Origin of the sequence: Chryseobacterium soldanellicola (assembly GCF_900100115.1) — a bacterium.
In the GTDB taxonomy this organism is placed as follows: Bacteria; Bacteroidota; Bacteroidia; order Flavobacteriales; family Weeksellaceae; genus Chryseobacterium; species Chryseobacterium soldanellicola.
This window is the reverse complement of the sequence record NZ_FNKL01000003.1, coordinates 375,563-390,264: the sequence shown is the minus strand read 5'-3', so window position 1 is coordinate 390,264 and position 14,702 is coordinate 375,563. Positions and strand designations below refer to the sequence as shown.

Below are 14,702 nucleotides of genomic sequence, written 5' to 3'. Positions count from 1 at the left end.
TTGTAATTAAATGCAAAGATTTAACCACTCAGTTTGTCATCCTGAAAGGATCTCGATGATGCAATGAAAAGACTCTTGTATAGATCCTTTCAGGATGACAAACTGTATGTTTTATTCTTTTAAAAAATAAAAAGCTGCTCAAATCCGAACAGCTTTTTAATTTATTTTAAAACTTCAACTTCAATCGCACTGTCATCAAAAATCTTGATAAATGCTTTTGTGTAATCTTCCTTCGTTGCAAAATTCGGATTATCCATAAATTTCTGTGGATTGATTGCGAACAACGGGAACCAAGTTGAACTGATTTGTATCTGTATTTTATGTCCTTTCTTAAAAGTATGAACAACATCCTGCAATCTGAAATTTACCGCCGTTTTCTGATTCGGAACCAAAGCTTCCGCTTTTTCTCTCGAATTTCTGAATCTTGCAGGCATAATTTCACTTCTTACCATTTGATGATAGTTCCCATAAATCACACCGTCTTTTTTCTCAACAGGTTTAAAATCTTCGGGATAAACATCAATCAGTTTCACGGCAAAATCTGCGTCCGTTGAAGTGGAAGCGATATTTAATTTAGCCATAATTTCTCCTGCAAAAGTCATGTCATCTGTTAAAACATCTGTTGTGAAAGTCAACACATCAGGTCTTCCTTCTGCAAATCTTTGATCTTCGGACATATAATTTCTTGGGGTGAAACCATTAAAATCTTTCAGATTATCTGAACTCAAAACCGGATTATTCGGATCACTGTAATACTCGGAAGAGCCTTGTCCTGCAGTTTTACTCAATGTTCCTTTTGATAAATAAAAATTTACTTTTTGCCCTTTTTTCGGAGGATAAGTCGTAAATTCTTTCCATTGTTTTGCACCGGTGTCATACATTAAAGCTTCCGGAAGTCCGGCATCCAGTTTTGTATTTCCTTTTAAATAATGATTAAAAAATTTCGTTTCAATATTTTTCTGATAATACGTTGCGATGCTGTCTCCAAAGTAAATTTGGTTGTGGAAATGCTTCCCTTCTTCGCGTCCCCAGCCTCCATGAGAAAATGGTCCCATTACGATGGTGTTTTTGGCTTTCGGGCTTGTTTTTTCGATCGTTTTATAGATATTTAAAGGTCCTGAAAGGTCTTCTGCATCGAACCAGCCTCCAACGGTCATCACCGCATGATTTACGTTTTTAAGATGAGGCAGAAGGCTTCTTTTTTGCCAGAAATCATCGTAATTGGTGTGGTTCATAATTTCCGTCATAAAGAAGTTATCCTTATAATATTTTTCATATCCATCTTTCAAAGTTCCCATGTCTCTGTAAAATTTCAAGCCGTCTTCCGAGGTGGTTTTTATCATTGAATCAGAATACCACGCGCTGTTTTCGGCCTTTGTTTTCTGAACTCCGAAAACCGGGAAAGTTCTGAAATATGCCAACATAAATCTTCCGTTGTGAAGGAAATCGTCATTCCAGAAATCTGAAATCGGAGCCTGTGGAGAAGATGCCACCAAAGCCGGATGATCTGCCAAAATCCCTACAGCAGTATAAAATCCGGGGTACGAAGTTCCGAACTGGCCGACTTTTCCGTTGTTATCTTTAATATTTTTAATCAACCAATCGATGGTGTCGTAAGTATCTGTACTTTCGTCGACATCTTTTTTCGTTTTATGGTTAACCTGAGGGGTCATATTGGTGAAAGTTCCTTCGCTCATATATCTTCCGCGAACGTCCTGATAGACAAAAATGTATTTGTCTTTCATTAAATAAGAGTTCGGCCCAATCTTCGTTTTATATTCATTTTCACCGTAAGGCGCAATGCTGTAGCAGGTTCTCTGCATTAAAAAAGGATATTTGTTTTTATTTGAAATATCGTTCGGAATGTAAACTGCCGTAAAAAGCTTTGTACCGTCGCGCATCGGAATGTAAACTTCTTTCTTTGTGAAATTATCTTTTACAAAAGTATCCGTCGGCTGAATAATCTGTGAATTTCCAAAAATGAAAAAGAGAATAAATAGAACTGAAATATGGATTTTCATGCATAAAATTTGTCGCTAATTTAAACATAAAAATGCGTATTAATAATATTGTTCTCTATTCTATATAAAAAAATCCCCAAAATTTCTTTCAGGGATGTATTATTTATTTGGTCTTGTAATTAAGCTTTCAAATATCTTGAATAAGCGTAACCTTCCTGTCCGTCGTCAGTTTTTACTTTCCACCAATCATCAGAAGTCTGCTCGATCAATGTTACAGAAGATCCTTTTGAAGCCTTACCCACAACAGCTGCTTCCGTAGAAGGCTCTTGTCTGATGTTAAGGTTAGATTCTTCTGTTGCAACGGTAAGAGCCGCACCTGCAGCAAGGCCCGCAACCTGTACATCGATATTGATGTCAGAAGAAGAATATGTAGAATCGATTGCTCCCAAAGCATTCCAGACAGCATCTTTGGCAGCTGTGTTTGAGGCATTTCCGGAAACATAAAGAATTCCATCCTGCTCCTGAACCTGAAGATTAGAGATTCCTGCATTTTGTGCAGCAGAAACCACACTTGAATATTTATCTTGTAATGTGCTCATTATTTAGTTTTTTACCGTGTAGTTATAATTTACTTTTCCAACTTTCAAAGCATCTACAGATTCTTTGATTTTTCTGGCCTGTACAGAAGATACGCTTCCCGTAAGAGTTAATTCTCCGTTTACAACTTCCACTTTTACAGAAGGGAAATCCTTCACTGCATCTTTCACTTTTTGTTGAACAGCAGGATCTACAGCCGTAGTAGTTTCAACTGGTGCAACAGCCGGCGCAGCAGGTGCAACAGTAGACATATCCATCACTTCTTTTACACCGTTTACAGCTTTTAATTTTGTGATCATAGCGTCTTTATCAGCTTGAGTCGCGAAAGTTCCGCTTAGGTGGGCAACTCCGTCTTTTACCTCTACAGAAGCGTTCGGGTTAGAAGTTACGATAGTAGTAGCCTGTGTTTGAAGATCGGCATCAGAAACTTTCTTTTTACAAGAAATCGCCCCGAAAGAGACAGCTACAGCCAATGCAGCCATTGCGATAGTTTTTTTCATAGTTGTATATTTTTTAATATTGTTAATACAATCAAATGTAATAATAAAATTTATACCAAATGAATAAAAATTAGATAAATGTTTCTTAAAATTTTTACAATATTTTATAAATCAGGCTATTAATTTTAATGTATTATTAATTTAACGCAAATTTAATACCTCACGAATAAAAATCCTACGCCAAGAGAAAAACTATTATATTTGCGAAACTTGAAACATTTATATGAAAGGACAAAATAAACTATTTGTAGCCATTGTCATTGCGCTTATTGTGGGTGTAGGAATTGGAGGAATTGTGCACACACAGTACCCGGAAAGTGCAGAACCTTTTTCTAAAAATATAAAGCTTTTAGGAACTGTTTTTATCAGATTGGTACAAATGATCATTGCACCGTTGGTTTTTACCACTCTGGTGGTCGGGATTGCGAAAATGAGCGATATTAAGATGATCGGAAGAGTGGGTACAAAAGCGATGCTGTGGTTTATTTCTGCTTCTTTAATCTCACTTTTCATAGGATTAATGCTTGTAAATTGGCTGGAGCCCGGTCATGTTACAAAATTACCGATTCAGGATGCGGCTTCTGCTGAAGAGCTGTTAAAAAGCAGCAAAGGTTTTTCGATGGAAGATTTCGTGAAACATATTATTCCTAAAAGTATTTTTGAAGCTTTTGCAACGAATGAAGTGCTGCAGATTGTTGTTTTTTCCATCATGTTCGGAATTGCTTTGGCAAATTTGGGTGAAGAATATGCTCAGCCTGTCATCAAATTATTTGATATTATAGCTCATGCCATCCTAAAAATGGTGGGTTACATCATGTGGTTTGCACCGCTTGGGGTTTTGGGTGCGATTGCCGCTGTCGTTGCAACCAACGGATTTGAAATTTTTAAAGTCTACGCAATATATCTCCGGGATTTCTTTTTTGCATTGGGAGTTCTTTGGCTGGTGCTTTTACTGGCTGGCTATCTGATTTTAGGAAACCGTCTTTTCGAATTATTAAGAAGAATAAAAGAGCCCTTACTGATCGCATTTTCAACGACAAGTTCGGAAGCTGTTTTTCCGAAACTGGTTGAGGAATTGGAAAGATTCGGGTGTAATAATAGAGTCGTTTCTTTCATTTTACCTTTAGGATATTCTTTCAATCTGGATGGAAGTATGATGTACATGACATTTGCGTCAATTTTCATTGCTCAGATTTACGGTATTGAAATGACAGTCGGTCAACAAATTACCATGCTTTTGGTGCTAATGTTGACATCAAAAGGCATTGCCGGCGTTCCGAGAGCTTCTTTGGTGATTATTGTGGCAACTTGTTCGATGTTCGGGATTCCGCCGGAAGGGATTGCCCTGATTTTACCGATCGACCATTTTTGCGATATGGGAAGGAGTATGACGAATGTTTTAGGAAATGCACTGGCAACTTCTGCAGTTTCCAAATGGGAAGGTCAGCTGGAAGATCATGGAGGGAAGATGTAAAATGTGAATTTTGCTTACGCTAATCAATGGTCAATAGTGAATTTTTTATTTTCATTATTGACCATTGATTTTTTATTTGAAGCTATTCCCGCTTTCCGCACTCGCTATTTTTTTAGTTTTAGGCTGCGGCGGCGAAGCCGCCGCAGCCTAAAACTAAAAAAAAGAGCTCAAACAAAGCTGCAATCGGGGCTAGGGTACTTGTCCTTCTTTCAAGATTTGTCATTGCGAACCGAAGGTGAAGCAATCTCAAAAAATTTAGTAATAAAAAAGATTGCTTCGTCGCTTTTGCTCCGCAATGACACCATAATTGATTTTTAAAGAAAATCTTCGATCTTTGCGTTTTAAATAGATTCAATAAAAATCAAATTATTAAATGAATTTGCAAAATCATAAAGATTCAATTACAGAAAATGGCTTTACGGTAATCAACAATATTTTTTCTGATGAAGAAATTAATAAGATAATTCACATCCTCGAAAATATAGATACCTCAAAAGAAACTTTCAGAAAGTCAGAAGATCTTTTCGCGATAAGACAATTTTTAAAAGAAATTCCTCATATTAAAGATTTGATTTTTAATAATCATATTAAAACAATCATCAAAGAAATTTTCGGTGACAATTATTTTGTGGTAAAAAGCATTTATTTTGATAAACCTGAAAAATCAAATTGGTATGTTGCTTACCATCAGGATTTAACGATTTCCGTTAATAAAAAGATTGAATTACCAAACTTTGGACCTTGGACGACAAAACAAAATCAGTTTGCGGTTCAGCCACCTTTGCATATTCTAGAAAATATTTTTACAATAAGAATTCACTTAGATGATACGGATGAAAATAACGGAGCTTTAAAAGTGGTTCCAACATCCCATTCAAAAGGAATTTACCGCCCCGAAAACATCGACTGGAATGTAGAAACAGAAAAGATCTGCAATGTAGATAAAGGTGGAATTATGATCATGAAACCTCTGATCCTTCACGGTTCCAACAGAACAACAAACGGTAAAAAAAGAAGAGTTATCCATATCGAATTTTCCGATAAAGAGCTTCCGGAAGAACTGAATTGGTCGGAGAAGATGAATTAAAATTTTATAGATGCTTTGACTCCGCTCTGCATCGTAATAAAAATAAAAAACAAACCCCTACGAAAATTTCGAAGGGGTTTTATACTTAATTAAAAATTTAAAAAATTATTTCACAGAGATCTCATCAATAAAGATATAAGCGTCGCCACCGGCTCCCAGATGCCATTCCGGAAGTTTGCCGAAATGATAAGCTTTTACTTTAATATAACGGGCTTCGGTCGGTAAAATTTCAGTTGAAAAATCCTTTGTCTGAATGGTTTCATCCTTAGGGTCAACGGTGTTGTCAACTGTTTTTAAAAGAACGAAATCTTTCCCGTTCATTGAAGCGAAATATTCTACCTTTTTAGGCATTAAAATCCATGCTTTGCTGTCCTGCAAATAGGTAGAAGACAGTTTTGTGAACTGCTGAGGTGATTTCATATCGATAATCGCTTCAAAAGTCTGTCCCTGATAACCCAGCCATTCGCCTTTTCTCCAGTTTACATCACCGGTGATTCCATCGATTAATGATAATTTTCCGCTTGCTGTATATTGAGGATTTGCTGTCGCATTAACCGTAATATCCCAATTATTCGGTCTTCTGTTGAAGTTGGCAACAGTCACTGAACTTTTATCGCCATTTCTTTCCGCATAAGCAGAAACCTGAGTCGTTTTTGTAATCGTAAACGGCCCTTTGTAAGGAATGAAAGTCTTTCTCACATTGGCATCGTCTTCATCCATTGTCATATAATAGATTTTATCGGCAGGATCTAAGCCTGTGATCTCAACTTTTGTATTTAAATCAAAAATCCTTGCTGCTGCAATGACCGGAGAAGCTGTTAATTCGTCATATTTAAAGTCTTTGAATGTTTTTGCATTTTCAAAACCTAATTTTTTAAGTTCATCTTTGCTTGTGCTTTTCGTGATTGTTCTTGTCGTTCCGTCTTCCAGGTGAATTTTAACCTCATCAAAATAAGGTTTCGTTGTCTGCCATTCCGGTAATCCCGGAGTTACAGCATAAATTCCCATGGTACTCAAAATATACCACGCGCTCATTTGCCCGCAATCTTCATTTCCGATCAGACCGTCGGGAGCATTTTTGTAGTAATTATCAAGGATATATTTAATTTTTGCGTCTGTTTTTTCCGGTTTTCCTACATAATTGTAAAGATAAGCAATGTGATGGCTCGGTTCGTTTCCCTGAGCGTATTGTCCCATCAAACCTGTGATATCCACCTGTTCTCTGCCTGTCGTTTTGTCGGGTGCAGCGAAAATAGCATCGATAAATTGTTCGAATTTTTCCTTCCCTCCATGTGCTGCGATCAATCCGGGAATATCCTGCTGAACAGAGTAGGAGTAATGCCAAGAATTTCCTTCTGTATAATTATTGTTAACTTCTCTTGGCTCAAACGGTTCGTACCAGTTTCCGTTTTTTCTGGGCTGCATGAAGCCGTTCTTTGGATTGTAAAGATTTTTCCAATTCTGAGAACGTTTCATGAAATATTGATAATTTTCTTTTTTACCTAAAATTTTAGCCATCTGAGCAATACACCAGTCATCGTAAGCATATTCTACGGTTTTAGAAACGCTTTCATGCTCATCATCAATAGCGATATAATTGTTTTGTTTATAAGCATTTAAACCAAAAATATCAAGCATTGCAGAATGTTTGGAAGCTTCAAAAGCTTTTTCATAATCAAAACCTGTAATTCCTTTTGCCATCGCGTCTGCAATCACAGAAACTGCGTGATAACCGATCATACATTCCGTCTCGTTGGAAGCCAGTTCCCAAACCGGAAGTTTTCCGCCCTGTTCGTACTGTTTGATGAAGGTATTAATGAAATCTGCCGTTCTTTTTCTTTCAATTAAAGACATCAGAGGATGCGCTCCCCGGAAAGTGTCCCAAAGCGAAAAAACCGAGTAATAATCGAATCCTTTTGCCATGTAGAACTTGTTGTCGCGACCTCTGTATTTCCCGTCAACATCCATATTAATGTTCGGTTGTGTGAAAACGTGATACATTGCGGTGTAGAAAACTGTCAGTTTATCTTTATCGGAAGATTTAACTTCAATTTTTGATAATTCTTTGTCCCAGTCGGCAACAGCCTGCTTTTTGATTGCTTCAAAATCATTGGATTTGCCTTCAGCCAACATATTTTTTGCTGCACCTTCGTAACCTGTCGGAGAAATCGAAACTTTCACAAGAATTTTTTCTCCTTTTTTAACTTGGGTTGAAAAAGCTAAAGCTAATTTTGTCCCATAAAATGAAACTTTCTTTTTACCTTCACTAATTCCTTCAATTTTTTCACCGCTTAAAAATTCTTTTGAAATTTTCATCGGTTTTGAAAACTCAATCCTTGCGTAAATGTACTGGTTGGTTGCCCACGCTTCACTTCTTCGAAAGACTTCGATTGTTTTATTGTCAATTATTTTAACCTCGCCTTCAAGCAATTTATCTCTGTGATTTAAGTCTAAAATAATATTTGCATTTCCTGCTTTGTTGAACGTATATTCGTGATAACCGACTCTTTTGGTCGTTGTCAATCGAACATCAATATTGTTTTTATCTAATGTAACAGCATAAAATCCTGCCGAAGCTTTTTCGTTTTTATGTGAAAATTTTGAAGAATACTGTTTGCTGTCCAAACTAGGATTTCCTATGGTGGGCATCAGCATAATGTCTCCGTAATCGGAAACTCCCGTTCCGTTGAGATGCGTGTGCGAAAAACCATAGATTACAGAATCAGAGTAGTGATACCCGCTGCAACCGTCCCAGCTTCCGTCGACTCTTGTATCGGGTGAGAGCTGTACCATTCCGAAAGGAACGATGGCACCCGGAAATGTGTGTCCGTGACCGCCAGTCCCAATAAAAGGATTTACATATTGCGAATAATTTTGTGAAAACAAATTATGGGCAACGATTCCTAAAAGAACGACTAATATTTTTTTCATCATGTAAAAATTAAAACCGCCCTAAATTACTATAAAATTTGGTTACACAAAAGAAAATATCTATCATTGCGTTTACTTATTCTAAATAGGTAAAATTTACGTAAATTTGTAGACAATTTATTTAGTTTATGTTGACGAAAGAAAAGGTACAGAATTTCCTTAAAGAGATAGAAGTTGATGACTTGGTAAGTAATTTCCAGGTTATGGGCAACGATGTATATATTGATATGACGGCACATTCACCTGCAATGCACGAAAAGAAAAAGCTGGAAGCAGCCATGAAGCAGGCTTTTGCAAGTGAATTTGGAGAAGAAATTAATTTAAAATTAAAGATCGTTTCTCCGGAGCCAAGCGAAATTCAGCAAAGTCAGATCAAAGGAAAACAAATCCCTGGAATTCAAAATATTATCGCCATCGCATCCGGAAAAGGAGGGGTTGGCAAGTCTACGGTTGCTGCAAATATGGCAGTTACTTTAGCAAAAATGGGTTTTAAAGTAGGTTTATTGGATGCCGATATTTACGGTCCGTCTGTTCCTACCATGTTTGATACAGAAGGACAAAAGCCGATTTCTGTAGAAGTTAATGGTAAAAGTCTGATGAAACCTATTGAAAATTACGGTGTGAAAATGCTTTCAATAGGATATTTCTCAGGTTCCAATCAGGCAGTAGTATGGAGAGGTCCGATGGCTTCAAAAGCCTTAAACCAAATGATCAGAGATGCCGCTTGGGGAGAATTAGACTTTTTATTGATCGATCTTCCTCCGGGAACGGGTGACATTCACTTGTCGATCATTCAGGAAGTTCCTGTGACAGGTGCTGTGATCGTAAGTACGCCTCAACACGTAGCTTTGGCAGACGTAAGAAAAGGTATTGCGATGTTCCAGATGGAAAGTATTAACATTCCTGTTCTTGGATTAGTCGAAAATATGGCGTATTTTACACCGGAAGAATTACCGGACAATAAATATTATATCTTTGGAAACCAGGGAGCACAATATTTGGCTGATGATCTTGGAATTCCTGTATTGGGAGAGATTCCGTTGATCCAAAGCATCAGAGAAGCAGGCGATGTCGGAAGACCTGCAGCTTTACAGGAAGGTTCTAAAATCGCAGAGATTTATACAGAAACTGCCCGCAAAATGGTAGAAAGTCTCGTGGAAAGAAACAAACATCTTCCTCCGACTGAAGCTGTAAAAATTACAACAATGGCGGGATGCTCGCCGAAGAAAGCAAAATAATTCAAGATTTTGAAAAGACCGAATTGAACTGAAAAAATATGGAAACAAATATAAAACACGAAGAAACCGTAACGAAAGTAATGGAAGCTTTGGAAAGCATTCGCCCGTTTCTTAATAAAGACGGTGGAGACATTGAGCTTATTGACGTGAAAGACAATTTAGTCTATGTAAAATTGTTAGGAAACTGTTCTGGTTGTTCATTAAATTATTCAACCCTGAAATTAGGGGTAGAAAATACAATCAAGCAACACGCTCCCGAAATTCAGAAAGTAATAAGCGTAGAATAAAAAAATTAAAATATATATTTTTTAAGACAGGTTTTTTGAACCTGTCTTTTTTTGTTATTTGTTTTGATTTTAGGTTTCGGCAAGCGGAGCTTGCGGAAACCTAAAACTCTATCTAAAATAGATTGTCCAGTATTAATTATTTAATAGATCTTCATGATTTAACCTAAAACTTGATTAATTTTCTGTAAACAGATCATATAATACTGTAAAGGATAGATATAACCGGCGTGGCCACTTAATCAACGGTCTGAGGGGACTTATATAAGTGTCAAGAGGCCTCAATAAAGGGGCCGCGGGTACTTAGACAAGGGAATATACCCCCTTGGGTAAGGGGGGTAGGGGGCTTACATAAGGGGGTGTCGAGACTTGTTTCCTACCCGTGGGGGCTTGCTCAAGGGGGCGAGGGCGTTTGTAAAAGGGGCTTCGGATACTTCCTAGATTGTCTAAAGCGGTTTTAGAACAAAAAAGCCCCGAAAAAATCGGGGCTCATTTTCAATCAACTAAATAATATATTCTATTTTACAATTACTCTTTTCACTTCTCCTTCGGAAGTTTTTACAAGATAAACACCTGTAGAAAGCTTAGAAGTATCAATTGTAAGAGCATTTTTCTCTTTTCCGATTAATTTTCCGGACATGTCGTACAATTCGTAACCCTGAGCTCTGTTGAAATATAGCGTATTTCCTTTGGCAACCGGATTCGGGAAGATGTTGAATGTTGTCTTTTCAGTCTTCACTTCACCCGTGGCTAATGTTGGAGAAGGAGCAACTTCATACATGGATAATGTCCCGCTGATCTCGTTGGCGATAACTACATATCCTTTTCCTGTTGTTGTGTTTTCAGGAGCGATGTAGATGATCCCTTCCGGGCCGTTGTCGCCACCGTAAGCCGATGTAGAACGTGAATTTTTATAATCCGTGAAAGTAGGGTTATTAGGATCGGTCACATTGTAAGCCATGACCCCACCTGTTCTTTCCAGGGTAATGAATGCAAAAGTCTGTCCGTTGATATTGGCTAAAGCAACACCTTCCGGTTCAGGACCTTTTGCACGGCTTCTGTTTTTAGCGCCGTTTGCTTCATTATCAGCATTAAAAATCAATGGATGATTCGCCGCGATATATCTTTCAAACTTGTCTCCACTGTCATAAACAATCTGTTTTGTATCAGCATTGAAAATAGAGAATGAACGCGCTCCCAATGCAGCAATTTCTTCAAAATCAGAATCTCCGTCAGTATTTCCCGTGGTATTTGAAACTCTGAATCTTCCCAAGTTGTAAGAAGCTTTCAAAATAGCAGATTGTGGGAAAAGTGTTGGATCTAAAGTGTAAGTATTTGCTCCAACTGTCGTTCTTTCACTGAAGCCTGATAGGTCTTTTTCGTCTCCTTCGTTGGCTGTTACGATGTAATTGGTACCTCCGACTTTATAATTCTGAATACCATCTGGAAGGTAATAGGCTTTTACAGGCCAGTTGGCAATTAAGATTTCGCCATTGTTATCAGAAGCATCAAATCCGTTTCCTGGAAGGCTCATGTCTTTTTTACCTAAGCCCCAGATTCCTGTAATGGTTTTTGTCGCTAAATTAATTTCCGCAATGGCATTGTTTTCCTGAAGCGTAACCCACGCTTTCTGGCTGTCAGAGCTGATAGTTACATATTCCGGTTCTAGGTCCTGTGAAAGGGTATTGTTGGTTCTTACTTTTCTTAGACCTGTCGCTGTTAGTGAAGCTAATTGAGAATCAAAAGCATTAAAATTAAGCGTCGTTACATTACTCTGAGTTAAGTTTCCGACTCCTCCCGAAATATCAATGATACTCACCGTTCCTTCCGGATCTACGGTATAAGCATCGTTGGGTTCGCCCTCATTCGCGGTCATTACTTTTGTTCCGTCCGGAGAAAAAGTGATCATATCCGGTAGAGCTCCAACAGTCACTTGCTTAAGGAAGTTTCCGTTAATATCAAAGAAAACGACTGACCCGTTTTGTTGCGGATTGGCATTTGGAGACGCCGCAGCTACGATTCCGTTTTTCACGGCAATGCTTGTAATTCCGCCGTATGGAGCCATATTGATCGTGTTAACAACCGCCGGACTTGTCGGGTTACTGAAATTAATAATATCAAAAACATCAGTAATCGAACTGATCGTAAATAATCTTTGTGTTGCAGGATCATGAACGACAATTTCCGTAGAACTGTTGTTGTTTCCCGAAGGATCAAAGCTTCCGATATAGTTTAATGAAATCTGATTTGAAGGAACCGGAGCCGGCTTATCGTTATCAACAATGTAAACTGTCGCATTATTATCTCCTGAAATTGTTGCCCCAACAGGGTTTTCAAGACTTACAACAAAGTATTCTGCGCTTTGTTCCTGTAAAGTATCGTCAGTAATAGGAATATTTACCGTATAACTTGTCGTAGACGGAGTAATAGTAATCGTTTGATTCGTTAATGTGAAATCGTTGCTGTCTGCCGTGCTGAACGGAGCCGGTTTTACAACTAAATTCACAGTAGAAGCTGAAGGATTGGCAACATTGATTTTAAATGCTAAAGTTCCTCCGTTTTCGTTTACTTTAATGAAATTTTTATCTAAAGAAATGGAAGTTCCTGCCGTTGTAAAAGTTGTCGAAGTAACAGCCGTAACTGCATTATCACTCGTATCTTCAACCATATTAGGTTTTAAAGCCAGATAATATGTCTGATTCGGAACCAGACCTGCATTCGGAACTACAGTGATTTTATTGTTACTGAAAGTCGTTGTAAAGGGAATCTGTGTACCTGAAGCGTTTCCAAGACGGAAATCAACAAGTGTTTGTGCATTAGAATCGTTGATCGCGGAATTGTCTGCCAATCTTACATTTTCATTAAAAGTAATGGTAGGATTTGCAGTCGTGGAAGCATTATTTGTGTTGTTGGCAGGAAGGTAAGCTACCGATGGAGGAGTCGTATCAGCTCCTGTGGCTGCCGTTGCATCAACTGTAAAATTGTCAAAACGGTTGTTTCCTACCGTACCGCCTGTTCCTGCTGAAAACTCAACTTTTAATTTAAAATTAGGATTATTGGCGACTCCGGAAACCGCAGAAAAATCAAAAGTAATCAGCTGTGGATTTGCGTCCTGTGGAGAAACCGTCTGATAAGGCTGGAAAGTTGTTCCGTCTGTTGAATAAGACCAGGTTTGAGTTCCTGCTCCTGAACCTGACCTTCTTGTTGTGAATTTTACTACAACATTGTTATATCCTGTTGTCGGTAAATTAAACTGTAAATTACCGTTAATTGGGAAATTATATCTTAAATGCGTTCCTGAAGCGTCTCCATTTCTTGCATTTAAATTTTCAATATTGAAATTTTGCCCGGTTCCTCCTGCGAAATCAACTTCCGTTGTTCCATTGATTACCGCATTGATAGAGCCGCCGACCAGCGTAGAAGTCGGAGCTGTAATTGTAGCAGCAGAAGCATTGTTGTTAAAATTCCAGTAATGGATAAGCGTCTGCCCGAAAATTCCGCCCGAAAGAAAGAATGCGGCAATTACAGACCCTTTTAATAGGTAATTGTTGACCATTTTTTACTTAAATTAGATTTATGCAAAAGTGATCTTTCTAGTTTGTAATTATTTTAATTGAATCTTAATAAATGATTAATAATTTGTAATGATGTTGTGAAAGACCAAAAATGAATTAACCGATTAAAAATCAGTCACCAATAAGCGTAGGAAATTTCATTTTATCAGTTTTCTGCAATTCTATTTATTTTAAAACGGATGTTTCTGCATGTAAAAAAATCCTGAAATTGCAGTCAGAACCAATAAGATAAAAATAACAATGATGATTCTTTTTAACATATCTCTCATATTGCCAGATTTTTGATGTCATTAATTTCTAAAACCGATGTCGGATATCCTTTCTGTACAGCGTTGATCATTGCTTTCCCGACTTGATGTAAAGTTAATGATTTTGATGGTAATAAAATAGGGAAAAGCCAAATAAAAGGCTTAAAAAACCATTTTACATTCTTCTGGCCTTCAACAGGTTTCATGAATCCCGGTCTGAAGTTGTATGCCGCTCTGAAACCCAGTTTCTTCAAAGCATTTTCGGTTCTTCCTTTTACTCTTGCCCACATCAGTTTTCCGCTTTCTGTTTTGTCGGTGTGAGCGCCTGAAACATAGTTGAAGACCATATCAGGATTTTGGTTTAAAAGAGCTTTGGCGAAATGTAATGTGGTATCGTAAGTGATCTTGGTGTAATCTTCTTCGTTCATTCCCACGCTGCTGATTCCGGCACAAAAAAAACAGGCATCGTAACCTTTAAAATTTTCATCATTTAAATCGATTGTAAGAAAATCTGAAATGATGTATTCCTTTAATTTGGCGTGTTTTTTCCCGGAAGGTTTTCTGCTTACGCTTAGAATTTCTGAGATGCCAGGATTTTCAAGACATTCCATTAAAACGCCTTCACCAACCATTCCTGTTGCACCTGTGAGAATTATTTTGATTGAGTTCATTTTTTTTATGTTATATTCTAATGACGTTTATTAATTTATTTTTACTTTAAGTTAAATGCAAAAATTATACAGTTTTTTTGTCATTGCGAGGAGCGAAGCGACGAAGCAATCTCTTTAAAGCATTAAAACAGGAAGA

11 protein-coding genes are annotated in these 14,702 nt (G+C 37.6%); 5 read left to right on the top strand and 6 right to left on the bottom strand.

All coding sequences use genetic code 11. The features are described from left to right. Positions 1–161: 161 nt before the first annotated feature. From BLT04_RS11270 to BLT04_RS11260, 3 genes are all read right to left on the bottom strand, one after another. Positions 162–2,021 (bottom strand): CocE/NonD family hydrolase, encoded by a 1,860-nt coding sequence (locus BLT04_RS11270; RefSeq protein ID WP_089755909.1) that lies wholly within the window; start codon positions 2,019–2,021, stop codon positions 162–164. A gap of 119 nt (positions 2,022–2,140) precedes the next feature. After that, positions 2,141–2,560: an SH3 domain-containing protein gene (locus BLT04_RS11265; protein ID WP_089755908.1), complete on the bottom strand. Its 420-nt coding sequence runs from the start codon at positions 2,558–2,560 to the stop codon at positions 2,141–2,143. A 3-nt stretch (positions 2,561–2,563) separates the two neighbouring features. Next, the gene (locus BLT04_RS11260) at positions 2,564–3,058 is read right to left on the bottom strand and encodes a BON domain-containing protein (protein ID WP_089755907.1); all 495 of its coding nucleotides are present in this window, start codon (positions 3,056–3,058) and stop codon (positions 2,564–2,566) included. 223 nt (positions 3,059–3,281) lie between these two features. On the opposite strand from BLT04_RS11260, the gene BLT04_RS11255 reads away from it, so the two are divergent. Genes BLT04_RS11255 through BLT04_RS11250 form a run of 3 tightly spaced genes read left to right on the top strand, consistent with a single transcriptional unit; the run spans position 3,282 to position 5,619 of the window. Then, on the top strand, positions 3,282–4,532 hold the full coding sequence (locus tag BLT04_RS11255; protein ID WP_089755906.1) for a dicarboxylate/amino acid:cation symporter: 1,251 nt from the start codon (positions 3,282–3,284) through the stop codon (positions 4,530–4,532). Between the two features lie 3 nt (positions 4,533–4,535). After that, positions 4,536–4,850 (top strand): hypothetical protein, encoded by a 315-nt coding sequence (locus BLT04_RS18755; protein ID WP_139166239.1) that lies wholly within the window; start codon positions 4,536–4,538, stop codon positions 4,848–4,850. 55 nt (positions 4,851–4,905) lie between these two features. Further along, positions 4,906–5,619 (top strand): phytanoyl-CoA dioxygenase family protein, encoded by a 714-nt coding sequence (locus tag BLT04_RS11250; protein ID WP_089755905.1) that lies wholly within the window; start codon positions 4,906–4,908, stop codon positions 5,617–5,619. Between the two features lie 105 nt (positions 5,620–5,724). Here the strand turns inward: BLT04_RS11250 and BLT04_RS11245 are convergent, their stop codons facing one another. After that, positions 5,725–8,550, bottom strand: a complete 2,826-nt coding sequence (locus BLT04_RS11245) for a GH92 family glycosyl hydrolase (RefSeq protein WP_089755904.1) — start codon at positions 8,548–8,550, stop codon at positions 5,725–5,727. Between the two features lie 128 nt (positions 8,551–8,678). Between BLT04_RS11245 and BLT04_RS11240 the strand changes: the two genes are divergently transcribed. Beyond that, positions 8,679–9,788, top strand: a complete 1,110-nt coding sequence (locus BLT04_RS11240) for an Mrp/NBP35 family ATP-binding protein (RefSeq protein WP_089755903.1) — start codon at positions 8,679–8,681, stop codon at positions 9,786–9,788. A 38-nt stretch (positions 9,789–9,826) separates the two neighbouring features. Continuing rightward, a complete protein-coding gene (locus BLT04_RS11235; protein ID WP_089755902.1) occupies positions 9,827–10,075 on the top strand; it encodes a NifU family protein in 249 nt (82 codons plus the stop codon). A gap of 514 nt (positions 10,076–10,589) precedes the next feature. On the opposite strand, the gene BLT04_RS11230 is transcribed toward BLT04_RS11235, so the two are convergent. Continuing rightward, positions 10,590–13,628: a choice-of-anchor I family protein gene (locus BLT04_RS11230; protein WP_089755901.1), complete on the bottom strand. Its 3,039-nt coding sequence runs from the start codon at positions 13,626–13,628 to the stop codon at positions 10,590–10,592. 284 nt (positions 13,629–13,912) lie between these two features. After that, a complete protein-coding gene (locus BLT04_RS11225) occupies positions 13,913–14,566 on the bottom strand; it encodes an NAD-dependent epimerase/dehydratase family protein (RefSeq protein ID WP_089755900.1) in 654 nt (217 codons plus the stop codon). Between the last annotated feature and the right edge of the window lie 136 nt (positions 14,567–14,702).

Coding starts and splice junctions, on each gene's coding strand:
- BLT04_RS11270 (WP_089755909.1), bottom strand. CDS start 2,021: ATGAAAATCCATATTTCAGTTCTATTTATTCTCTTTTTCATTTTTGGA.
- BLT04_RS11265 (WP_089755908.1), bottom strand. CDS start 2,560: ATGAGCACATTACAAGATAAATATTCAAGTGTGGTTTCTGCTGCACAA.
- BLT04_RS11260 (WP_089755907.1), bottom strand. CDS start 3,058: ATGAAAAAAACTATCGCAATGGCTGCATTGGCTGTAGCTGTCTCTTTC.
- BLT04_RS11255 (WP_089755906.1), top strand. CDS start 3,282: ATGAAAGGACAAAATAAACTATTTGTAGCCATTGTCATTGCGCTTATT.
- BLT04_RS11250 (WP_089755905.1), top strand. CDS start 4,906: ATGAATTTGCAAAATCATAAAGATTCAATTACAGAAAATGGCTTTACG.
- BLT04_RS11245 (WP_089755904.1), bottom strand. CDS start 8,550: ATGAAAAAAATATTAGTCGTTCTTTTAGGAATCGTTGCCCATAATTTG.
- BLT04_RS11240 (WP_089755903.1), top strand. CDS start 8,679: ATGTTGACGAAAGAAAAGGTACAGAATTTCCTTAAAGAGATAGAAGTT.
- BLT04_RS11235 (WP_089755902.1), top strand. CDS start 9,827: ATGGAAACAAATATAAAACACGAAGAAACCGTAACGAAAGTAATGGAA.
- BLT04_RS11230 (WP_089755901.1), bottom strand. CDS start 13,628: ATGGTCAACAATTACCTATTAAAAGGGTCTGTAATTGCCGCATTCTTT.
- BLT04_RS11225 (WP_089755900.1), bottom strand. CDS start 14,566: ATGAACTCAATCAAAATAATTCTCACAGGTGCAACAGGAATGGTTGGT.